16 protein-coding genes are annotated in these 23,533 nt (G+C 37.5%); all 16 read right to left on the bottom strand.

Annotated elements, in window-relative coordinates; genetic code table 11:
• Positions 1-90 precede the first annotated feature (90 nt).
• The 16 genes from B5X68_RS07605 to B5X68_RS07530 all read right to left on the bottom strand — a co-directional run bounded on the left by B5X68_RS07605 (position 91) and on the right by B5X68_RS07530 (position 23,383).
• Complete coding sequence (locus B5X68_RS07605; protein ID WP_082214115.1) at positions 91-3,276, bottom strand: sacsin N-terminal ATP-binding-like domain-containing protein; 3,186 nt, start codon at positions 3,274-3,276, stop codon at positions 91-93.
• Positions 3,277-3,317: 41 nt separating this feature from the next.
• On the bottom strand, positions 3,318-5,366 hold the full coding sequence (gene brxL, locus B5X68_RS07600) for a protease Lon-related BREX system protein BrxL (protein ID WP_082214114.1): 2,049 nt from the start codon (positions 5,364-5,366) through the stop codon (positions 3,318-3,320).
• 11 nt (positions 5,367-5,377) lie between these two features.
• A complete protein-coding gene (locus B5X68_RS07595) occupies positions 5,378-7,618 on the bottom strand; it encodes a PglZ domain-containing protein (protein WP_082214113.1) in 2,241 nt (746 codons plus the stop codon).
• Positions 7,618-11,316, bottom strand: a complete 3,699-nt coding sequence (gene pglX / locus B5X68_RS07590) for a BREX-1 system adenine-specific DNA-methyltransferase PglX (RefSeq protein WP_082214112.1) — start codon at positions 11,314-11,316, stop codon at positions 7,618-7,620. The genes B5X68_RS07595 and pglX overlap by 1 nt, the downstream gene beginning before the upstream one ends.
• A gap of 10 nt (positions 11,317-11,326) precedes the next feature.
• On the bottom strand, positions 11,327-14,932 hold the full coding sequence (gene brxC / locus B5X68_RS07585; RefSeq protein ID WP_082214111.1) for a BREX system P-loop protein BrxC: 3,606 nt from the start codon (positions 14,930-14,932) through the stop codon (positions 11,327-11,329).
• Positions 14,933-14,947: 15 nt separating this feature from the next.
• The gene (locus tag B5X68_RS07580) at positions 14,948-15,505 is read right to left on the bottom strand and encodes a hypothetical protein (protein WP_141110233.1); all 558 of its coding nucleotides are present in this window, start codon (positions 15,503-15,505) and stop codon (positions 14,948-14,950) included.
• Complete coding sequence (locus B5X68_RS07575; RefSeq protein WP_082214109.1) at positions 15,492-16,244, bottom strand: BrxA family protein; 753 nt, start codon at positions 16,242-16,244, stop codon at positions 15,492-15,494. The genes B5X68_RS07580 and B5X68_RS07575 overlap by 14 nt, the downstream gene beginning before the upstream one ends.
• A complete protein-coding gene (locus B5X68_RS07570) occupies positions 16,241-16,540 on the bottom strand; it encodes a helix-turn-helix domain-containing protein (protein WP_082214108.1) in 300 nt (99 codons plus the stop codon). The genes B5X68_RS07575 and B5X68_RS07570 overlap by 4 nt, the downstream gene beginning before the upstream one ends.
• A 380-nt stretch (positions 16,541-16,920) precedes the next feature.
• Complete coding sequence (locus tag B5X68_RS07565; protein WP_082214107.1) at positions 16,921-17,472, bottom strand: hypothetical protein; 552 nt, start codon at positions 17,470-17,472, stop codon at positions 16,921-16,923.
• A 239-nt stretch (positions 17,473-17,711) separates the two neighbouring features.
• On the bottom strand, positions 17,712-18,239 hold the full coding sequence (locus tag B5X68_RS07560) for a hypothetical protein (RefSeq protein ID WP_082214106.1): 528 nt from the start codon (positions 18,237-18,239) through the stop codon (positions 17,712-17,714).
• The gene (locus tag B5X68_RS07555) at positions 18,232-18,930 is read right to left on the bottom strand and encodes a P-loop NTPase family protein (RefSeq protein WP_082214105.1); all 699 of its coding nucleotides are present in this window, start codon (positions 18,928-18,930) and stop codon (positions 18,232-18,234) included. The genes B5X68_RS07560 and B5X68_RS07555 overlap by 8 nt, the downstream gene beginning before the upstream one ends.
• A complete protein-coding gene (locus tag B5X68_RS07550) occupies positions 18,930-19,289 on the bottom strand; it encodes a hypothetical protein (protein ID WP_082214104.1) in 360 nt (119 codons plus the stop codon). Before B5X68_RS07550 ends, B5X68_RS07555 begins: the two co-directional genes overlap by 1 nt.
• Before the next feature lie 286 nt (positions 19,290-19,575).
• A complete protein-coding gene (locus B5X68_RS07545; RefSeq protein WP_229208328.1) occupies positions 19,576-20,784 on the bottom strand; it encodes a VapE domain-containing protein in 1,209 nt (402 codons plus the stop codon).
• Positions 20,785-20,890: 106 nt separating this feature from the next.
• Entirely contained in the window at positions 20,891-21,184 is a 294-nt protein-coding gene (locus B5X68_RS07540; protein WP_082214103.1) for a helix-turn-helix domain-containing protein, read from the bottom strand.
• 119 nt (positions 21,185-21,303) lie between these two features.
• Positions 21,304-22,236 carry a hypothetical protein gene (locus B5X68_RS07535; protein WP_082214102.1) on the bottom strand — a complete coding sequence of 311 codons (933 nt, stop codon included), beginning with the start codon at positions 22,234-22,236 and terminating at the stop codon, positions 21,304-21,306.
• A 37-nt stretch (positions 22,237-22,273) separates the two neighbouring features.
• The gene (locus B5X68_RS07530; protein ID WP_082214101.1) at positions 22,274-23,383 is read right to left on the bottom strand and encodes a site-specific integrase; all 1,110 of its coding nucleotides are present in this window, start codon (positions 23,381-23,383) and stop codon (positions 22,274-22,276) included.
• Between the last annotated feature and the right edge of the window lie 150 nt (positions 23,384-23,533).

Here is a 23,533-nt window from a genome sequence, read left to right as displayed (position 1 = left end):
AGAACGATTACGAGGAATTTTGTCGGTGCAAAGAAACTTACTAGATACTGCCCACGTTTTTATAAGCTTTTCCTCCTCTGCTCCAAAATCTTACACAATGTCGATTAATTCATTATAGATTAATCCAATACGCTCAATATTATCATATTTCACCTCGTTATTCTTATTTGTATCATGACAAATTGAAGTCAACAGCTCGAGATATTCAGTAAGAGAGAGCTTTGACTTAAGGCCAATCAATTGTACCCATTCCTTTGAAAGCTCTTTTTCAATTTGAACAATCGGCAGATATTTCCCTCCTAAACTTTTTATTCTTTCCGAATTAGTATAAACTTCGTCGGCAAGGCGACAATTCCCCTGATTTGTCGGAATACATGCAACATTTTTTAACTGCCAAAAAATATAGGAGGGAATATAGGTTCTATTATTTGGGTAGTAGCCCCAACCCATTGAATCAAGAGAACTAATTTTAACTGAGTTTAACTTATAAACAAACTGCTTACGATCAGCACCATAATTCTGAGTTACAGCTTGACTTCCAACAATTGATACAGAGTATATATTTACAATTCTATTCCAAAAAATCTCCGAATATGAGAAATGCGTTATTTTAGTAAAAAATGTAAAATAATTTATAAACACTGGTATTGCCGTACCATATGGATTTGTTTTATTAATTAAATGTGGATAGGTATGACCAGTTTTAGCAAAAACCAAAGCATCATTTAGATATTTGGTATTAATATCAAGTGTTGATAGATGATAGTTCTCAATAAGTCTAATATCATCACCAACATTAATCAAACTCAAAAAAGATTTCCACTCATTGGCATTGTAATTTCCAATATATATTTCTGATAAAACATTCAGACCGCTCAAATATTCAGAAAAATTTATGGTAGGATTATAATCCTTATGAAGAAATGAATCTTTGGCCTTACAAAATTTATTATTTGTCTTTAATGGCAAATCTTGTAATTGATCATAGTGATTTTTTAAAAGCTTTTTGGCTAGGTGCATCTTAAGAATAAATTCGGTCACTTCAATAAAATTTTCTTCATTGATTGCAGTGTCAAATTTTCCAATAATTTCTTTCTCAAGATAAGCAATCTCTGAAGGCTCTTTTACATCAAATGACTTCAACCAAGCTAATACATCCGGATTACGAGAAATTAGCTCAAACACCTTTGAGTGAATAAGAGTCATTTCCGCTCCAAAGTCAGTTTTATATACTTTCAGCGGAAAACAGACAAGTGGTATCTTCTCGAGAGAGTCATTATCAGAAAAAATGTATGTATTATTTCTAATAATATAGTTCCATTCTCCATTAACGCTACCACGATCAAGTTCTTTCAGGAACATTAACAAATTGAAATTTTGTTCGATTTGATGAGTGCTTAGAAAGAAATCCGACTGAAAGAATAATTTAAGGTCTTCATCCGAGAAGGTTTTTGCACCAAAATTTATAAGTTTGTCAAAATCAGTAAATGGTGGTAGAATATTGTCGTTTACAACAAAATCGCCAGCAGAGTTTGCGTTTACAAATGCAGATATCGAATCCAGATTTGTAACCTCGTGTCCGATTAAATTTACTTTATCAATGACAATTTCGGAAAGCAGAGCAAGGTCTCCATTTCTATTGGGTATGAACTTGATTTTATCAAATCCGACTTGCAAACCATCATTAAACCATTCCATTAACTTATTTCCATTTGGAAAGTAAGCTGGTACTAGACCTTTAACAAAGTCACATTTTAGTTCCTCAATTGATGTGAAATCAGCACAACATTTTATTAGTTCGTATCCAATAACCTTAAATAACCATTGATTCCAAATCCTGTCTTTATGAAGTTTTTCCCGACCGGCATCAACTAAAAAATTGGCATTTACTAAAAACGGAAATTCAAATTCTTTTACGGTTGTAGGAAGATAGGTAAATATACAACTATCCACTTTTTTAAGAACCTGGATCGAACTGAGATCATTTCCAAGCAAAAACGCAAAAGACAGTTCCGCCCGATCCATTTCCTGAAGCTTTTTAGGCGACTTGCTGTCGTCTCTAAGTCCCTGCCTTATATTCGACGGAATTGGGTGGTTCATCGTTTTCAAATACCAGCTTGAAATAACATTCTCGTTTTTCAAGAGTGAAAACATCTTGTCTTTTTGAGCGTGAGACTCCTTTTTAATAATAATACTACTTGATTGATGCCTAAAAGTTACTTTATGTATTTTTCTTAGGAAAAGTAAAAATCTGGCATCGTCAAATAATTCATTGATATCTTTGGTAAGTTCAGTTTCATTTTCAACTTTTATCGCCGTTTTTACGGTAAAATTCTCGTTATTCAGAATTTCATCGACTTCAAAATGGTTTGATGATTCAGATAAAATGGGAATTAACTGCCAAGGTGATTTAAATTTACTTGAATTTGCGCGCTCCCACACAGATTGATTACCCCATCTTTTATTCCAACCATTTGCCTGCATGTAGGTTTTGTCAAATCGAAATAACAAGTCTTTGGATTTAACAAAAACCAGGCCGTCCCTTTGACCAAAAACAGATTTAAATCCTATACCTTTATATCCTGTCTTAGTCTCATCATCTCTTTTGGTTCCCCTCCCAATACCACATAAACCGCGGAGATCCTTTTCATCAAATGGCTTGCCATTATGAGACAATATGACAAAACCAGCTTTTGTTTCTATTACCAATTCAGAACCGAATTTGGTAGCAGCATCATCTGCATTCTGGATAAGCTCGTAAATGAACCTTTTATTTTCCGAGTATATGTCAATAGCTAAGGCTTCAACAGCCTCAGCGATATCAATGACGTTATTGGGGTAGTTTTGATCAAGTTTTTCCTTATAGATTTCTTGAATTACCTCCGATAAGTCTCTGGCAACTTGGGGTGGAATAGAAGTCTGAACACTAGCCTTATTACCAATTAGACTAAGACTGTCCGTAAGAATAGTTAGTAAATAGGGATGAAATTTTAGTCTCCTTTGCAAAGCGGCAAACTGAACCTTGAATCTGTAACGTTCGCCAACAACCATTTCTTCCTGCACATTTTCAGGTACCATAACGCTAAGCGGATACTTATCTTCCGGATACTTCAAGCGCCTCCCACCTATGCTTGTACAATTTGACAAAAATCCTGCGGAACCAGTTTTAGACAAGGAGTATGTACCAATCAACTCATTATTATCTATGTCAAGATTCCATAGAGTCCTTAAAATTTCTTTGTACTCAAGATCTGATTGCGGTAGAGTCTTTAACATTACAATGGATATATAGCTTACGACAAACAAATTGAACCATATCACTCTCCCAAAACCGCCTTTTGAAGCAACATCTGGCTATTAGCAAAAAACGGAATGTCAGTTTCTCCTAAAATACTTTGAGGTAAAGTTGTCATTTCACTTAAATTTGCAATTGGTACAAGAACTGTCTTTGCTCCATTTTCTGAAAGCAGTGTAATCTTTTCTGCAAAATTCATCGCTCGCTCCATAGCTCCTCCAATTGAAATGTTCCCCAGAACAGCAAGGCCAGGCTTTAAATTCTTCTTATAAATCGCAGAAATAATACCAACGTATACTGCGCTACCGATGCCTCCACTAATGAACGCACCCATGAGGTTACTTACTTGAATATTTAAATCATAACCTGAAAGCGAATGCTGTTCATTTAAAATACTCTTTTCGTTGGCTCTTAAATAGTTATAGGTATTCTTTATATTTTCTTTGACTCCTTGATTACTGGTTCCAGTCACATTTACCTTACCACTTCCTCGGAGAGCAACTACTTCTATTTTAACCAAGGAATTATTTTCACCATCACTTGTTGCGGTATAGCATACACCAGGAGGAAGGGGATTACTTTCTATTAGAGAAGAACCTCTCTCCTCTGGTAAACCAACAAATATCTCTTCCTGAGTCTCCTTGTCAAGATATGAGAAGTTTGTATCCCAAAACTCCATACCGCCTATCCGTTTCAACTGTTCCTTAACCCTCCTTCTCATTTCCATTGCGGTAATCAGGTACTCCCTGATGTCTTCCTTAGTATAGTTTCCATCAGGATGAAGTAGTTTGATGAATCCGGAAACGATCCGACGAACCGATTTCGAATCCCTTTGTTTAAGGTGAGCGCCGAGTGTAAAATATTTGTCTATTGCATCGTAGAAGGTGATCTTACGTTGTGATTTCAAGATTTCTGAAAAGAAATCCGTACTAAATCCAAAATGATTTGTGAAATTCTTAGGGCTAAATTTGGTTATCTCCCACCCAGGTAAGAATAAGTTAATCCGGTCCAAAAACGCTGTATCATAATTTACTTCATCCGACAATGGACTGAACAAATGAGAAGTTTGCAAAACTGTTTCAACCGGTTGGTTGATGTTTCCATTCAAAATAATAGAAGCTGAGCCCGAAATCTCTCCTCCTTTTGCTCTTGAGAATGAACCCGACTCCATATAATCCTTCATCAGCGGAATGGCGTCTCTGTCTTTGAAAAGTTTGTCGGTACTCTCGTCAAAACAAATCGCATCCCACATACCAACGGCACCTACCCTGCCAGACGTATTATTCACAAATAGTTGAGCAACGGATCCTTGTCCACCTGAAATCAATATTGCATACGGTGTTATTTCTTTATAGATATATGACTTACCGGAAGAACGAGGCCCCAACTCCACCATATTGAAATTGGCTTCAACCAATGGAATAAGGCGACATAATAGCAAATTTAATTTTCTCTCTTCAAGCCCTTCACTGTAAGGCTCATAGCCTGCACTTCTTAACAGTAAGGTCTTCCATTCGGCAGTTGTGAAATCTTTTCTTTTCTCAGAAATTTTAGAATTATCAAAACTTGATAATTGTATAGGTCTGATATCCCTTACTACGAACGGGTAAACTGTATTACCAACTGTAATCATAGGATCGTATTCCATTTCAATTATTGCCCAGATTCCTCCTAGCAATAACTTTTCATGGGTTCGTACCAACTCATCACTGATATTGGCTTTTTTTATATTGCTGTTGCTAACATTAGCCCAGTAACGGTCTCTTTGAGGATCCAGATCGACTGAGATTTTGTCGATAATTCTGTACTTGCCTTTTTCACGTAGCTTTGACTGAATTAAGGAACTTTCTTCTGGATTGATGTAATGATCACGGAGAATTTTCTTTACATTCTCCATTCCCTCTTTTAACTTATCTTCATCTTCTGTACTGCAGGTGTTAGCTAACAGATATTCCAATACAAAAGCAGGCACATTTGCGCCACCCTTTATAATACCAACAAGATCTTTTTTTACTACGAAACCCCTGAAGTGATCTAATGCTTTTTTATCTAACTCGTCTAAAACTATCATGTGATTTCGTATTAAAATAATCCGCCTAAATCCCGAAGGTTAGATTTATTAATGGTTATGCTATCCAATTGTTCCTGGGTCACTGCATCCAGTAACACCGCCTGTATCTGAGCATTATTTCCAAAGGAAAGCTCGATCTTCTCTATGTCCCCGGTTTTCATAGTAATAGCATCACTGCTTTTAAATTCAGCATTACCGGCATAAAGTTTTATAATCACTTTCCTTTGTGCTCCAAAAAGATCTGATATTGACTTGGTTGCTTGTAATTTTACTACGAAATGTTCGCTTGGCACATCACTCAGCTCTGACTTATTTGCAATAAAAACTTCCAGCTTGGATGTTCCGGTTTTTGCTTTTGTAAATCTGAATTTTGGAATGATGATTTCTTGCGGAGTAAAGCCGCCATGTGAAAAGCCGTAAACACCTTTAGATTTAAATGGCCGGTGGTTTTTTGCAGCATATAAATATTTGTATTCGCCGTACGCTTTTTCGAATGACAGTAGATCGTCATTATTTTGCCGATCGACTGTACGTATGAAACGCTCATGTACATCTTTTTTGCCAGTTACGTTTGAGTCGATTTTATCTGCTTCATCCAGTAACCCTGTTAATACAAAACCGTGATCTGTAACGAGGTACACTTCCTCAAAACCCATATTTAGCAAGAGCGTTATTTTATTAATTAAAACCTCCTCAAATTCTGAGAATAGTTTCAAAGAACCATGCTGTAACTTTTCTCCTGCTGAATCAATGTCCTTATAAGTCAGGACTAAAATGTCGGCTTCTGTGCCATAGTTTAATTTTTCCAACGGCATATACGAGATATTTTTACCTGTATTCTTCGTTAACTGCAACTCCCGTTCTTTATGGATAGGAATTACTTTGTTATCGCCTACATACAAAGCACTCATATTATGTTCAGTTTCAGAAGGCATATCTGCCAACATTACCTCTCTTTCCACTTTAAAATGCTTTTGTAGTTCGGAGGCCACAAAGTCTGCTATTTCATAACGTACACCATCACCCACTATAACTGCTATTTTTGATTTTGCAGCGCCTATTAATTTTGGTAAATATCCTTGCTGATCTGACTTGTAAGCCGAATTAAAACCAAACCAGGTATCAAGAACAATATGGTTCATATTTTCATAATGTTCTTGCATTGGCCTCATTAAAGCTTCGTCGTTAAGGAATTCAACATATAAGCTCCGAATCGCTCTGTCAACTTTTGAAAATGAGCCCGTGTAATATTCAATAAAGGAGTTTAGACCTGTGCAGCCAGATAAAGACTTGGTATCCGCAGAAAACAAGGTCCAAACGTCTTTCCACCACTTGGGGGCAAACAGTTGTGTCTTAGTGGGAGATATTCTCTTATTTAATTTTAGGAGTATTTCGCTCACGAAAGACTTATCTCTTACATTTTCCGTGATCTGTCTTAATGCAATTAAATCCAGTTTCTCAAAGCAATGATCGGGATGAGCATTCCATGGATTTGTGCTGCCGTTTAGTTTATACGATCCGATGTAATTTTCTAAGGAAGACCTATAAGTCGCGCTATCAGCCCATTTATAGTACAAACTCAGCAGCGTTTCGCTTATTTCATTGTTAGCCAGACCATCCAGCATTCTTTTAACTACTTCGTCGGCCAAGGTTGTGGCTGGCTTACTTATATATTGCTGACCTAATAACTCATGTACCTTTTCTTCAAATAGCCTTTTTATATCTGTATCCTTGTTAGCGAGATATTCTTCCGGATTATGGACAAAAGGAAGTAGTTCATCATCAAGGTTAATAAGCTCCTCTAATTTTTGCACAATTTTCCTCCACCAGGCAAGATCTTTTTCCTGACCTAACTTGGCCACAGTTAGCAGCATCGGATTATCCAATTCTACCTGCAAGCCAGTGCTTACAAATATTTTCTTTTTTAGCCACTCCTGCGGATGGCTGAGATCAAGCAATCCGTGAGTGAAACAATAATCAAATAAAAAACTAAGGTTGCTCTGTGGCCGGGTTATATAAAATATGAGTGGTTTATCTTTTAAAGTTGTTTCCGCCTCATATCGCAACATGAGCTCTTCTTTTTCACGTTTCCAAGTCTCTTTAATACCAGGATCTGTTTGAAGCACTTCAATGTGATTTTTTCGCAAAATGGGCAGCACAAAACTGCACTGTCCGGTAGGATCCAGTAAAACAATCCGATTACGGTGTTGAATTAACTTACTTATATCGTCTAAAAGCCATTGTTCTGTCATTACCAGTCAGCATTTAAGTATTTCTGTAACTGAGAATTCTTGCCCGATGCTTTTAGCACTTCTGCCCTTAGCATTCCTTTTGCCTGCAATGGCGCAATGTTCTTACCCACACCGTCATCTAGTTTCGGATCATACCCTTCGGCAATGAGTTCATCTATCTTCTTTGCGAATGATTCTATTTCTTGCAACTGCAATCTAATAGTTTCCTTTTCGGTTTGCGCCTGTCCCGTGTTATTATCCGCAATTTGCTGTAAACGATATTGTAGACTTTCGATGCGGTTACTTAAATAGTTGCTTTTTAACTTATAAAGGCTATCTCTATTCCACTTATAAATAATAGTATATGCCTCAAAACCTTGATGTACTCCACTACTGAGATGCCAGATAAAAGGGGTTTTAGGCAAATACATAAACAAATTCAAATGATCACCTAAATTTTTGAAGAAATGATTTTCAATGTATTCATTGATTGGGCGACCAACTAAAGCATCCAATTGCATAATTTGAGCCGAGGTAAAGCCTTGGCTGTAACAATATTCTTCAAACCGATCCATTAGACGTGGCTCGCCAGGCAATCTAACTAAAGGTATTATGCCATCTTCATCTGCCATAAGAATTGCACGAAAGGCATCTGCCAAAAATTCCATGGTTATTTCAGTCGCCCAAGCCTGTGGTAATATTCTGCTCTCCTTAAACCAATACCATACATTTATTGGATTAACCTGGTGCCGAGTGCAAAATTCCTCTAAGTTGTTATTACTTTGGTACAAGGAAACCAACCCATCTTTAATCGTTTTAACTTGTGAGTTATCAAATTCTATATGAATGAGCGCTTCTAAGTATTGAACTGTTGTCTCCAATTCGGGTTTTTGCTCAGACAAATATGAAGTTCTGGCTATTTCTAATATGGGAAGTCCGCCCACAGACTTACCCATCTTTGTTTCAACTAGTTGCTTATCATCCTCACTTAATTCATATACATTAAAAATAAGTTCATTGATGACAGATTCATTCAAGAGTACCTGAACTATTTCCGCATTCTCAAAATTAAGATATACCAATAATCGATCTTTTAATGAAGCAACCGAATTAGTAGATAATGGATTTATTATAAAATTGTTTTCAATTAACCTAAAGGAAGCTAGGTTCTTTTTAATTTCTATATTTTTTCTGGCTAAGTCAGAAATTTTATCTTCCAAACTTTGAGTTGGCTTTACAAAAGGAATTCTTTTTAAATCTCCAACTTGGGTATTGACAGTAGGATTAAGACAATCCGCAATATAGAAGGATAAATGTGAATTTAATAAAGCGAGGGAATAGTTTACATTTGAATATTCCCCCATAAATATACAAGAGCCTCCCACATCAAATAATTGATTTTTAGGCATATACCTGAATGAAATACCTTTTTGACCAGATGCTGAATATGTAACTCCTTCTTGAAAGTAGAAAATCCTACTTGGTAAATGATTGCCATTATTCAACAAAAAGTTATAGCCTGATGAACTAAAATCTATCACACACCAAAAATTACCATACCATTTATTGAACGGCCCACCCTTTGAATAAAATTTCCATTTCTTTTCATCGTTAGTTTCAAATGAAATATCACCTACATTTATCTCCCACCAGAACCTAATACATCTGTCGTTATCACCAGTAGCTATTCCTTGTCTAGCGTTTAGAACATCATTAAGCGATTTCTCTTTAAACTTTTCTCTAAACCCATCAGAGAGCCAATAAATAAAAGGCCAACCTTCGATATTTTTTAACTTGGACTGCTCTATCGTAAAATTATGTTGATTAGAAGCTCCTAACCAATTATCATCTAATGCTTTTAAGCAATATTCCTTTTTATTCTTTTCATTAGACGTTCTTGTATATTGGTCTAATGAGATGAACAAAGATGTTTTTTTATTTTCTATTTTTTCAAATACATAAAATACTGGATCAACCAATACCGCACCAAAAAGATTACTATTTCCATACTCGACAAAAATGTTAATATGCAGTTTTTCAATAATAAACTTTCTTACATCTGCGAAAGTCTTGATATACATGAAGGTAAGTGGATGAACCAAAGCCATTTTTCCATTATCATCAAGTAACTCATAGCACCTCTTTATAAAAGTGGCATATAAATTTGAGTTGAACTTATATGGCTTCCTATAATTTGAATCAATAAAGCTTTTTAATTCTAAGCCAAAATCTGAACTATCTGTATAAGGCGGATTAGCCACCGCTACATCATATTTTTGTGTAAGCAGTTGCAAAAAAGTAATTGCATCCTGTGTTTTGGTATTAAGGAAGCTTTGACCCTGACGAGCCGTATTTTGAGCTACAGCTTTTTGGAGATTTTCAAAAAACTCCTTACGGAACTTCTCAAAGTCATCTAAATTTTCTTGTCCAAACAAAGTAATTTGAGTAGTTCTATCGTTGGCCTTATTTCCAAACCATTTTAAACTCATTTTCTCTTCCAATCTAATCAATGCTCCAAATTTGTAAGCATTCTGAAGATCGTCCCATAAGTCAGCTATGATTTTTCTCTCTCGCTCACCTAGCTCTAAATTCTCCTCGAATATAGATTTTACCTCCTCAAAGTTTGGTAGAAAGAAATCAGAACTGACAATATTAAAATGTTCTATTTTCACAGAGCGCTTTTTACGCTTTGCTTTAATGTATAGGCCTAATTGTGCTAATTGAATTGCACGGTCATCCAAATCTACTCCATGCAGATTATGAGCAATTATAAGCTCTGCAATCTTACGGTCATCATAATCTGCTCCATAATTGTCAATTTGGTCTGTATATAAATCATAAAACAAATCAAAGGCATACAAAAGAAAGTTTCCGCTGCCTGTTGCGGGGTCAATTATTTTGATATCCGTTAGTGGCTTGGTATCTCTTGTCCTTATATTAGGGACATTTGCAATTTTGTATCGATTCTTAATGTCGCTATCCGGGTACATTTCCAAATACAATTTCCCAAGGCTATTATCTACCAAAAATTTCACTACCCAACTCGGTGTATAATATTGGCTTTGAATAGATACTTTATTGTATTCAGTTTTCAGCCCGCTATCGTCGTGTAACTCTTTTTTAAAGATATTATAACTTTCATATAACCAACCCAAAACATCATCACTTTGCCAAATCTCATCTTCTATCTGAGAATCTGTTTCCACCTTATTAAAGGCATTAATGATATTGTTTAGCTCAATGGCTGTGGGCATTAAATGGTAAGGATGTGCAAGGCTAAACAGCGGAATATCGGTAGATAAGGCATTTAATTCATGCTCAATGAAATGGACCAACCCTTCCATTTCTTCATTCCTGGAATCAGGATTTTGCTCTAACCAATGTTTATGAGCGAAAGACCGATCCCCATGTTGACTCCTTCTGGTAACTATTTCGGGATGAAGTGTATGCGCTTCCATCACTTTAATAGCTGCAAGTCTGTTGAACAACGTAAAAGTGAATTCTTCTACCAACTTTTCATAAGCCTCAGCAACCGATCCTGTTTCAGCAATTAATACTTCCCTGATAATTTCTATTTTCTTCCTATCCGAGTGATATTCATTTGGAATAGAATTTAGATCGGAAAGCTTATCCTCGTCAATACCCATTCTTCCCAACCTGTTACGGAAGGCAGAATCAATTAATTTTCTAATATGTTCAGTATGATCGGAGAGTTTCATTTAGTACTATTTAATTAATTTCAATTTCATCATTTGCATCAGCTCCGGCTATTTTTTGTAATTCATGCTGTAGCCATGTTTTATATTCACCTACTTTAACCTTTCTTCCAGGTATTTTGGCAGAATAGGTTTTGCGGCTTATTGGTATAGTTGCAGGTTGACCGGGTATAGGTATTGGTATTGGCGGCGCTGTCCTTATCAGATTAGATTGGATAATCTCCAAATCCGTTTTATAGCTATTGAATAACTGGATAAAAGATAAAATTTCAGAATAAGTAAATCTTGTTTTTCTATCTTTTACATCGAAATCGATATCAACTATGCCGGAAGTCCTTAGCGCAGAATATTGTACAATACGTGTCGTCTTTAAAATCGCATCATCATTTAATCCAGTTGGCAAAAGTTTTATTTCTTTCGATAATGCCTCCGCATCTGTTTGTAACTGTGTGTATTTGGCAGCCATGTCAGTTACCACCACCTGCATTAAATTGAAGTAAGCATCTTTAATTTTCTGAGCAGTGTCTTGTAAAACTTTGAAGTTTTTCACTACCTCACTTTTGTATAGTTGATCAAATGAATTGACGAGAGCAGCTATGACCGTATTTGATTGTGCTCCTTTTGCCAGTTCATCAGCAACTGCGTCAGCAAACACTTTCCAGTTCCTTATCTTGTCGAGGTGATTCCGGGTAAACTTTTCAGCTTTCTCTACTTCCCTAATTGAGTTGCTGTATCCTTCACTGTCAACAATAAAGCTCTCTGCCTTATCAATGTAGTTAACTTCACTAACCGCTCCATTAAATGATTTTAAATGGAGTTGGCAAATTTCCAGATTGGCAAAAAGCGTATTAAAATCTTTATTTAATCGCTTCATGTCATCTACTTTCTCGACAAATCGTTTAGCAAGATCACGTACGGCATTCACTAGATCAAAGTCATTGGTATTCCAATCAATTTTTTTACCGATATGCGTTTCACATTCCAGATCTTGTAACGAGCCGACAATTTTATTTTTTTGCGTAGTAGAGAGTGATTTCGAAATGGCTTTAAATGCTGCCTTTCTAAATTCTCGGGCACTGCTAAATATAGTTGCTACTCCTTCATCTCTCCATGAAAATTTCTCAGAACCGTTATATTTAGCCATAATCTTTCCTCCACGCATCAAAGCGGCAACGGTACTAATTACGGTTCCATATGCAAATCCCGTGGGAGGTTGTTCAAAATCCTTCTCTAAGGTAGCACCATCAAAAAACGTGTTTCTTATCTTGAACAAGATTTGCTCAGCTGGCCTCAGAGTGTCGCCAATGAAGATGCCTTGTGTATCATAAAATTGAAAATCTGCTCCATAGCTAGTGAAGTAGGTATGTAATCTATTGTTATTTGTCTCCTTGATGATTCGTTCAGCAATAGAATCTGGTAATTGTGCTGACAACCTTTGACTGAAAACGTTTTGAATCACTTGGCGCTGAACACCATTCAAAACGCTTTGCCAGGCATTCTTATCCAATTGTATAGAATTATACAAATAAATGGAATTGCCCTGCATTAGTGAATGCTCTACAAGTTCCTTCAACCTATTTTCCTTACTGGATCTTTCTCCCTGAAATACTCTGACTATTATACCTTCGTCTGAATTAGGGTTTACATATTTGCCTTCCAGAAATTTGATTTTCTCTATTTCGTCAAGTAATCTATCAATTTCTTTGAAAGACGTATTATCCGGAGCTAACCAAATTGTGTCTTTATCATTTTGATATTGTACTTTGATTTGCTCAACATCACTACTACGGTCATCTCCAAAACTATAGAGACTTTTGACCTTTATTTTAAGCTGTTTCAGAGCGGGACTGGTCAGTTCATCGTCATTGTCCGAAGTAATGTAAAATTCATAGTTGGTATTATTATCGCTAACCTTGGCTAAGTTCTTGACTGTCTGTGAATTTTTAAAAGCAGCGATAACTTGTTGCTTCTTTTTGAAAACTTGTACAGGATACTGATTCATTTCATCCAGGAGCCTCTGTTCAAGGTCGGAGGTAATGCGATAAGTGCCGTTGGAAACCAGAAGAACTTTATGCTCAACCAATGTTTCCAATGCCGTAGCCACCAATCCTTGCACTGAATGATACTCTTCCGGAGTTTTGATGTATGATTTTACAATATTACTCAGCGATGTAGTTGCAATTTCCGCTTCTGTCAAGAAATGTATTGTTTCCAACAAGTGACGTCCCGACAAGTCGATATGCTCATTTTTGAATATTGTATCTGCATTGACATATCTATTCACCAGCAAAACAGGAGGTTGCGGTTGGGCTTCCTTGGCAATCTGCCAACCCGTGGCTACGTTGAAAACTTGCTCATTTTGAATCTCATGCTTTAAAATGTCATAAGTAGTAATGATCATTCCCCTGGCTGCAACTTTTGTCGAGGTGTATCCCTGCCTTCCAAAGAGAAAATTCTGTAAAAGGCCAAATTGATTTTGATAGAAGGGATAGTAGGTCACAAAAGAGTCGGCACTTTCCGTTTTTCCAGCTCCAGTGAGTCCACTATGATCGGCTATTTTACCGGAATTACTTTTGTAATGTTCCTTCAAACTGTCGATGGCACTATCCTTCTTCTTTAGTAACCGACTGCGAATAATTACATCCACCTCCGTAGCTTCAAGGTGAATCTTGGTTTTAAAACGATCCGTTACTTTGGTAAGCTGAGCTTTATTGATGTTAGAATTGTTAATAACGTCATCGAGCTTCTCTTGCGCAATTGCTATGGTCCATACTTTCCCACCTAAGGAAGACAGCGACTCACTAAGACCTTCCAAATCGAGCAGTGTAAATTTTTTCTGATTGATAGCCTCGCTTGCCTCGTCAAACAGGAATACTATTTTCTCGTCGCTTACTACTTTCAGATAAGCTTTCAGCTCGTCCTTTAACTTTGAAGCACTAAATTCCTTGATCTCCTCACGAATTGTGGTCATTATCTGAACATAGTCTGCTTCCGAATGACTTTGCCCAGTATAAATATCCTTAATGGTACCAATATAAATTGTACGATTATTCCTCGCGTCCTCCCAAAGTTTACCAAGCTTGTCCTGCACCAAATCGCATACATTACTATATCCAGCTTCGCACATCAGAGAATATAGTAGGAAGCCATGCTCATTCTCTGGCAATTCAAGGGATCTTAAAAAATTTCTGAACAATGCATAAGAAAGCCCCTTTTGAGTGTCTTGCTTGGCGATGTCCATGAACACTACTCTGGCATTGACACTGTTGAGTTTTGCGATCGAGTTTTTGATTAATGGTTCGTCATCAATTCCAGTAAATCGCTGCAATATTCTTTCTCGAGCCGGTGTTCCATTGACAACTACATTGCTTATCATGTAGCCCAACAATTTACCAAAATAAGATTTCCCAGAGCCATAAAACCCTGAGAGCCAAACCCCAGTTTCAATGATATTGGAAGTAAAAATTGACACAAAATCGGAGTATTCTTTTGCAAGACCATCCGTAACTATGTAGTTCTCAATTTCAGACTGTATTGCCGCTTCTGAAATATCTTCCAAGTCGATCACATTTTTTATGTCCTCGCTAAGATCAATTGTTAGTATATCTTTTATTAGCACTTTGTTTTTTTCTAATTATTGAATAATCATACAGCGATACTGCGATGCTGGAAACTTTCCAAGAAACATGAGCCTCTCAGGCTCAACGGTAGCCGGATACAAAATGATCAAAGGCAGAGCACCTCTCATCACTATTTCATTTTCCATAATATGAATGTTGTGGATACCGGTACCATAAAGGCTGCCCGTGTTTATCAGTACAGGTACAGTATTCGCCAAAAATGCTTGCTCAATGTTGTTTATTATTCTTTTGAACAGATCATCCGATACTTCACCAGGGGGGGCTTTAAAAATTTCATGAGTAGTTGACTGGAGCTGATCATAAAGTTCAGACAGTCCCAGCTCGTTCTGTTTTACAAACTCGATCAGGCATTGATTTAAGTCAATGATTGAATATCTGTTGTCATTTAAAAGTTCTTTTAATTGGATAATGTATTCCAGTTCGCGAATCGGTTCGCACACAATCAGGATGGAATTACCTCCATTGGCACCGTGTCTGATCTCAGAGCGCCTTTCAGATTCAACAAGCCGCATAGCTTCTTGAATTATATATATTGGACTACTTAATGGCATTATATATTGTTGAGTATGGAACGAGGGTTTGTATTTTCAGTTTGTCACCAGTATAAAGTAACTCATAATATTTAGAAAATTTCTTATGCATGAGCCTTTCTACAAAAATCGACGGCTCGCAAAAAGAGAATTTTATCCAGTCGCTGTCAAGTAAATTAGATCTCGACTCAATTGCCTTTAACCAGTAGACAAAAATCACAAACATTTTGTCATTCAGGTATGGATGCACAATCTCCTTATTAACAGAGCCTTGCATGAGATTGAATTTTTTGAGAAGAGTTAAATATTTGGATGCTGTTCTGTCTATTGTTGACTCAGACCATTTTTTCAAGTCCACTTCCCTTTCTCTTAGATCTTTAAGACAATCAAGAACTTCATCCTGCTTGATTGTTATCTTACCGCTGTAAAATGAAACAAAATAAACCTGGTCATTCAAATAGTTTAACAGCTCATTGTTGAATGAAGCATTCCAAAATAGTAAGAGAAGGGCGTCATTTGATAACCTCTCTTCTTCAAGGAAAGTGCGTACTAGTGTCTCCACCTCAGAGTTGGCAAATCTGATCAACGTTTCTGAGATAGCATTCTCAAATCTTGTTACGGATTTGTCCGTCTTGATAGCAGTGTAAGAATATAGGCCACCATCCGCTCTTACAGATGACATGTTTCTCTCCAGAAACACATTGACCAAATTCCAATCCGGCAACCCCCCTAAAACATTAATATTTGAATTTACTTTCACTTTTTATTTATCATAGTTCTTAATTCTCTATCTGCAATTTCAATCGCGATCAGCGCTAATTCCTCATTCTTCACGACCTCATAAACTTTGTCTGCTAGCCAAAGTGATAACAAATCATCATAGGAAGTCCTCAAAATCGAACTCAGAACAGCTATATGCTCTTTCTTAGCATGCCGTTCTCCGCGCTCTATCTTGCTAAGCATGGGTGTATCAATTTCCAAACAACTGGCTATCTGCCTTTGTTTTAAACCGTTATGCTCTCTTAATCGCCTTATTCGTTCGCCGAAATGATTCACGGTACATATTTTGACTTGCCAGATTTTGGCAAGTATATGAAAATAAAAGATATATTAGCAGATTGCTACTTAGATTTAAACGTTTAAACAGAAGTCGTGAACAAGTCGATTCAGTTGACGATTTTATAGACACACTGGGTGAGAAAGAAAATGAACTCGTTTCGCAGGCAACTTGAAAGCCCTTAATAAGACCAGCCAAGTAAGTTAATCTACTTACGAAGTATATTATCGCAAATTTCTCACATGAACGGAGAGTTAGCTAATTTTCCGAATTTCTTACGGGCGAATATCCAGTAAGTTCCGGTGAAAAGATTTTAGAGGATCGATACAAGAACAAATGGGAAAGAAGTTATTCTCCCATTTGTCTTCAAATTCTACGCTCAATCCGCTGAAATGCCGAATTGCCCGGCAAATACCTTTAACCTCACATCAATCTGGGTAATACAGCTTAATAAGGATAAGATAACTTCAATGTCCGGCGGTTCCTTTTGCAAGTCCAAGACGGACTTCTTCAAATCCTTAACATGCCGGATTATATTTGGTATCAGACTTTTGCTAAGAACTAATTCATTTACATTGTAATGCGCTTTTTGAACTGTTCTTCTCAACTCCGCAGCCATATCCGAAAATTCTTTACTTACCAGCACGTCGTATTCCGTGCGTTTCGCTATTAACAACATAGTACCAGTTATTTTAAGCAAGTTTGTCATCTCCGCCCTTATCTCTGGATCTACCGGCTTGGATAATGTTACGGCTTCTCTACTAAGAAGCTTTTCACGGAGGAAAACACCAAAATCAACTATATAACCTTCATGCTCTTTCCTCAGCTGCTCAACCTCCAATGGTGTCAACATAAGAGTCACGTTTTGCCTGCGTTCTTGCTCTGGCAATCGGGGCCTTCCGCCCTTTTTTCGATTTTTTTTTTGTTCCATAATTATTTAAAATGAGCCGTAGGGCGAATTGACTCCCAAAGGGCAAGCGGTTTTCCCGTGGACAGAAGACGAGCAGCAGGATTCTGACCATGGGAAAACATAGCTTGCTATTTAAGAAAAACCCTAAAAATTAGAATTGTCACGAAATCGGTCGATTCCGGTCGAAAAAGTTAGAAAAATATTGAATTGATCAGAAATTGATCGAAAAAGGCACAAATGGGAAGAAATTGTGCCTTCGTCTACTTCTTACCAAGTGGAATAAGAATTCGGCCTAAATTACCGTCCGCAATATATTCCTGTCCGATAAAGACGTCGCCAGATTTTTGATCTGCCTTCCCCATAACTAAGTATTGATGACCTTCATGTTCGATGACTTTACCGTTTTTCATCAACTTCGCATATGATGGTGCATTTCTGTAGTCCTCTATAAGTTGCTTGCGAACCTCGTATTCCCGCGTGGTCGTGCTATACCAAAAAACCATCGCTGATATAAGAGTGCCCATGGCTGCAAACGGTAATGATAACCCTATCCCGAATATTATCGCCTCGTTATTGTTCCGGAAATTGATCTGGTTGACTTTGCCCTTGATATTTTTTGCTGCTTCATCAATCTGAATAACCGATCTGTTTACCTCGCTTGTTAGAAACATAAATCTTTCAGAGATTTCCGTCATGACCATGGCAGACCAATCGTCCATTTCAATGCCATATTTTGCAGAGAACTGGCCTTTAAGCCTTGTCATTTGCTCTGTGCTAATTTCACTCATTGCTGAAATTTTCTTTAAGTTCCTTTTTTATTCTAATCCTTGCACCAGGGCCGTATTCGTTTATGGAGTATCCCCTTCGTATGCCATCCAGCACCTGTCCGCCAAGAAGGGTAGATGGATCAAAGTCCCCAAATCGTTTGTATGAGATTTGTAGCTGCTTGCAATTCTCAGCCAGCTCGGTAGATAGTGCTGGAAACTGGTTAAAACTGGTGATGTTCTCCCAGGCGACAACCTTGAACTCGTTTTTAAGAACAGTCACCATTTTTTGTAGATAGTTGACAGAAGCTTTGTAAGCTCCACCCCCTCCGATAACTATATTTAAAACAATTTCGAAACCAAGCTCCTCGCAGAATTCCCTAAATGGTATATCTCTCTGGATAAGTGCTGGAATCTGTTCTGATTCCGGCGCGCCGAAATCCATATAAATTTTTTCAAAGCTACTTTCTGACAAACTTTCCATGTATCCCAAAAACGTATCCCGTACCAACACATCGCGATTATCAAGAAGAGAGATAGTTTCCAATCTGTCGGCACCTAGGAATTTCAGTTGACGTGTAGACGTTTGCGTGGAGCTATCCACGTCAACAAAAAGTGAATGCTCATCCGGCACAGAAAGCGCTCGGAAGTAAGTATGGAAGCTCTTACCTACCCCTCCTTTGGATTGTAGGGTAAATTCAATAATACGACTCATTATTTTGAAAATTTAGATTTGATAATTTGATTTTGACTGGTGCTTAGCTCATCAGGGTCTGACCATTGTACGCCTGACCGGGAGTCAGATGCTTTCGCCTTTTCTTCGCGTTTCGAAGGCATAACCATTGGAGAGCGTATTTTCACAGCATTTTTCATCTTACCATGAAAATAGAACCGGCAGTATTTGATATCGCTCACTGTTACGAGACCCGGCGTTCCCAAATCTCCATTGATAGTCTCGGCAATAAATACGGATGATAACCCTGGCTCAAAATAGTCCTGGTATAAACTGTACAGAATCTTTCTGCGCTTACGGTCCTTCTTTTCAAAAAGACGGATTAAGATTTCGTTATCCATGACGCGTCGAAGTTTACGGTTTCCTAGAACCGCATTTGTTGAATACTAAACTTGGAGAATGATAATTCTTTGAAAACAGGTACTACTACACCCGCTACATTACTACACATCATTTTAGAAAGCTCTTTCTCAGCCAGTTGTGCAATAATCATTTACCACTTCACTTACTACACTTCAATCTTGGTCCTACTTCACATTCTTTCTGAGCCCATTTCGTAGTAACTCGTAGTAATAGCATAATAATTGTCTTACTTCACTCAACTTTAAGATTATCAATGCAATAAGCCTACTTGTAGTAGGTAGTAAGATCATTATGTAAAATATAATATCCCTTTACAGGAAACCTTTGCTCCTCGTGCCCTCTTTTCTGAGTTTGAGCGAACCCCAAAAATTTAAGTGCTTTACCGATCTCGACTGGGCTAATTTTCAGTTTTCCGTCTGTTCTGATTGCTAGGTTCTCACACAGATCAGTTGCGGTGTAAAACTGATCGAAACGGTCCTTTGTGGCCGGAGAATAGAATTTTTGTATCAGTTCGAACTCGATGGTTGTGGTCTTATACTTACTGTTTGCCAGCTCATTATCTAAAATTTCTTGCACTGTCATCTCGTACTTAAATCCCGCTGTATAGAGTTGATAAGCTTGCGACCAGACAACGTTGATATCAATGTCGGATTTGTACGCCCAATTAATCTCTCGAACTCCGAAACACAACCATCTGACGCTGCCAGTTTCATCGACCAAGAACTCAGCTTTGTTAGTAGAACCCCAGATAGATGCTCGTCTCGGTTCCATCTTTGGCCTTCGATCGTATGGGTGACGTACCTTAATATACGACTTGCTCATTAAGGTCTTTTGCGCATTGATCTCTGTCTTGGACAAAGTAGAAAGTTCATCTTGAATGACACCGAAATTCTGACACAATGCGATCAGACTGTCCTTGTCAACAGAAATGTTTTCGACCTGATAATCTCTGAGCACCTCAGGAATCAAAAATCTTGTCAGCGTCGTTTTTCCACTATTTTGGTCATCCTGGACAAATATCAGCGCCTGCTTGTTGAAGTAGTCATCGTTTAATGCACATACAACACAGCGAACCAACCATTTCGTAAACTGAACAATAAATCGTTGCGGATCATCGACACTGATGTACTGAGCAAACTTTTCAATGTAATCGCCATGTATTTGTTCCTCCCACAGACGCTCAGTTGTCTCGAAATAGGATTCGAACGGATTGATCCTCGGGATATAATCTGAGCACAAAAACGTGTTGATCTCTCCAACACTTGTTTTGAATCCAGCCTCTCTGGCTTCAATGTACAGCGTATTGAGGTTGACCGGATGGTATTCTGACTTACCTTTCTCTCTATAAAGCACTTCATTCAAGATGACATTGTAAAGGAAATCATACTTGGAAGACAAAAATCTGATCAATTTGATAGTCGAACTCTTCGAGGTCAGGCTAATAGATTTTACTCCCTGATATTTTTTCATCATTCTGCATAGATTTTGATTATCATAAACAGAAATGGTATATTTGTCTCACCACAAGCACAATACCATTTCAAGTAATTGAGGAAGCGAACCTGTTTAGGTTCGCTTTTTACTTTTTGAAGTTAGGCCGCCGACCTGCGCTCACATAAGCGCTTGCTTCTTGTTCGATTTCGCTTTCTGGCTTCGAACGATTCTGTAGTAACCAACTTTCCAGTTCACTACGTAAAAAAAAGACAAGTTTCCCTTGGGGCTTGTAGAATGGAATTTTCTTGGCAGAAGTGAGTTTGTATAAGTAGGATCTTGAATATCCTGAATACTCGACTGCTTCATCAAATGTCAGCACATTTTTAGTCCAGAATGATGCGCTTACCGTTTGCACACTGTTTTTCATTTCATTTTTCATTTTGTCGCTGTTTATGTTAGATCGGATCCGGAATCCGATACTTTCTTTTCGTTAACAGAGGCAAAAATAGGAAGCTATTAGCAACCGTTTGAGTGACAGAATGTGAGAATAGCACACTATTACATACCTATTTCAATGTCAACTAAAATAGCATCAAGCAGTTCCTTATTCCTGGCGGACGGTGGTTTTGCGTCTCTTGCAGTTTCATTTGCGAGGTGATTTGCCTTAGGCACCTTCCCTTTTTCGTTACAAAACAGCCCTCCTTGCTGGATTTTAGCCTTCCATGTATGACTGTCAATCACTCCGTTACTATATAACATCTTAAAAAAGTAGGCAAGTGACCGTATACCACCGATCCAGATGACAGGAGATTTCAGTTCAGATGTAAGTCTATTTTTAAAGATTTTGGAAAACTCCTCGACGGGGGAAGCTTTTGCTATAAATCTATCATTAGTTAGTTGATTATATAATTTATGTAATTCACTGTCACTCAAGTTCGAACGAAACGTTCGGGAATCGCTCTCATTGTCTTCTTCCTGGTGACTTTTAGTTCTGATCTCGTCTAACCTATTTTTATCAAGGTCTAAAAAGTACCTTATGGCCATAAATACGCTAATAATCTCTTGTAAGCAATTGTATGAGTCAACAAAGCTAATTTTGGAAGATTTGTTAGGATTCAAATAGGTGTTGATGCCTCCAATATTTTTGTGGACAAATCTTGGTAAAAACTGAATTTGACCGCTTCGATATTTGATGTGACAAAGAATGATATATTCTACCATTTTGGTATTTGCTACGTCATATTCATTTTGCTCATCAATTTTTTTGAGCTGGCTTAGCACTTCATTGCCACCGTGATCGCCTATAAAGGGAATAAGAATTTCATGAACTGATTCAAGTTCTTCCCTGACAATCATAGGAATCACTTGCTCGGTGGACAATGCTCGCTTAATGTCGTATGTTTTTACGTGATCTCCGAGTCGTCGTATTCCTATATTTACGATATAGGAAATAGTCCCGCTGTAATTTTCTAAGTCAAAATTCTTTTCCATGTCTATCTGTCATTCTATTCACCTAATTTTTTATACTTTATTTAAGGCTCGGTATTCTACCCACCGCCTCCTGTTTTTTCTTATCCAGCACTTTAGCATAAATCTGAGTCGTTTTAATGTGCTTGTGCCCTAACAATTTGGATGTAGTAAAAAGATCTGCACCGAGATCCAGCATCATAACGGCAAATGTATGCCTACCGCAATGGAAGGTAATATCTTTTGTAATTCTAGCCCGTGCACACCATTTAGATAGCTCCATATTGTGCCATGCGGAGTATTTCAATCCTTCGAAGACTCTTTCGTCTGGTTTACTACGCTCACCAAGGTAAACTAGAGCCTGTTCATTTATATCAAGATACTCCTGCCCCTGTGTTTTTTTCTGTCTGAAGACAATCCTAGGCACTCCATTAAAATCTTGCACTTGGCTCCAAGTCATTTTGTTGATATCCGACCAACGAATTCCGGTTAGGCAGCTAAATAAGAATGCTCTTTTCATTATTGGAAACTTACAATCCGCCATAGTAAGGGCCCTCACTTCTTCAAAAGATAGGTAATCTCGCTGGGGGTCTCCCGGCTTGGGCGCTTTGACAGATTTGGTAGGATTAGTTTGCATAAGCCCTTTATCGTGGGCGTGCTTTAAGCAGGTCGCCAGCTTATTGTAGTAACTGTGTTGCGTATTCTGAGACAGGAATTTGCTACTTTTTGTTTTTTTATCATTCAAAAAGTTTTTGAATCCTTCAACGAAGGACGAATCCACGTCATCGAAGGTCATAGATTCATCACAATATTGTCTAAGATATTTCAGTGCACTTGCCCAGTTACCATAATTACCTTTTTCCTCCTTGCGCTCTTCCGTTAATGTACTGAAGTAGTCTAGAAAGTTAGTTTGATTCTTTGTTGGACTGGAAAATCCGTATTCATTATTTTGAATCTCTACCAATCTTTTAGACTTGATAGCCTGCGCTAGTTGTAGGGTCGCTCGATTTTTCTCTTTGTCCTTTGCGGACTTAGGGCTAGCAACCAAGTACAATTTCAGAAACTCGTACTTTCTTTTCCCATTAAGATAAATATCCAAGTAAAGACTAATATCGCCATTAGCAAGCTGTTTTTCCCGTAAATGAATCAGTTCTTTTTGTTTCTTTCCCATTTGTTACTTTTGTTACTCATTGTTTGTAAGTAACAAAATAGCAACAAATATTAGGAAACTAAAAGCGATCATAGGAAAAGATTCCTCAATATCAATGTATATACAAAACGCTAAACACTTCTTTTACAGATGTTTACTTCCTTTGTCTTC

Source organism: Dyadobacter psychrophilus (assembly GCF_900167945.1).
GTDB classification, from domain to species: domain Bacteria; phylum Bacteroidota; class Bacteroidia; order Cytophagales; family Spirosomataceae; genus Dyadobacter; species Dyadobacter psychrophilus.
This window is presented reverse-complemented; position numbering and strand designations above follow the sequence as displayed.

Bases quoted from the DNA above. Each gene is read 5' to 3' on its own strand.
- B5X68_RS07540 (WP_082214103.1), bottom strand. From the start codon at position 21,184: ATGAAAAATGAAATGAAAAACAGTGTGCAAACGGTAAGCGCATCATTC.
- B5X68_RS07565 (WP_082214107.1), bottom strand. From the start codon at position 17,472: ATGGAACAAAAAAAAAATCGAAAAAAGGGCGGAAGGCCCCGATTGCCA.
- B5X68_RS07555 (WP_082214105.1), bottom strand. From the start codon at position 18,930: ATGAGTCGTATTATTGAATTTACCCTACAATCCAAAGGAGGGGTAGGT.
- B5X68_RS07580 (WP_141110233.1), bottom strand. From the start codon at position 15,505: ATGCCATTAAGTAGTCCAATATATATAATTCAAGAAGCTATGCGGCTT.
- B5X68_RS07545 (WP_229208328.1), bottom strand. From the start codon at position 20,784: ATGATGAAAAAATATCAGGGAGTAAAATCTATTAGCCTGACCTCGAAG.
- B5X68_RS07550 (WP_082214104.1), bottom strand. From the start codon at position 19,289: ATGGATAACGAAATCTTAATCCGTCTTTTTGAAAAGAAGGACCGTAAG.
- B5X68_RS07605 (WP_082214115.1), bottom strand. From the start codon at position 3,276: ATGTTAAAGACTCTACCGCAATCAGATCTTGAGTACAAAGAAATTTTA.
- brxL (WP_082214114.1), bottom strand. From the start codon at position 5,366: ATGATAGTTTTAGACGAGTTAGATAAAAAAGCATTAGATCACTTCAGG.
- pglX (WP_082214112.1), bottom strand. From the start codon at position 11,316: ATGAAACTCTCCGATCATACTGAACATATTAGAAAATTAATTGATTCT.
- B5X68_RS07595 (WP_082214113.1), bottom strand. From the start codon at position 7,618: ATGACAGAACAATGGCTTTTAGACGATATAAGTAAGTTAATTCAACAC.
- B5X68_RS07530 (WP_082214101.1), bottom strand. From the start codon at position 23,383: ATGGGAAAGAAACAAAAAGAACTGATTCATTTACGGGAAAAACAGCTT.
- B5X68_RS07535 (WP_082214102.1), bottom strand. From the start codon at position 22,236: ATGGAAAAGAATTTTGACTTAGAAAATTACAGCGGGACTATTTCCTAT.
- B5X68_RS07560 (WP_082214106.1), bottom strand. From the start codon at position 18,239: ATGAGTGAAATTAGCACAGAGCAAATGACAAGGCTTAAAGGCCAGTTC.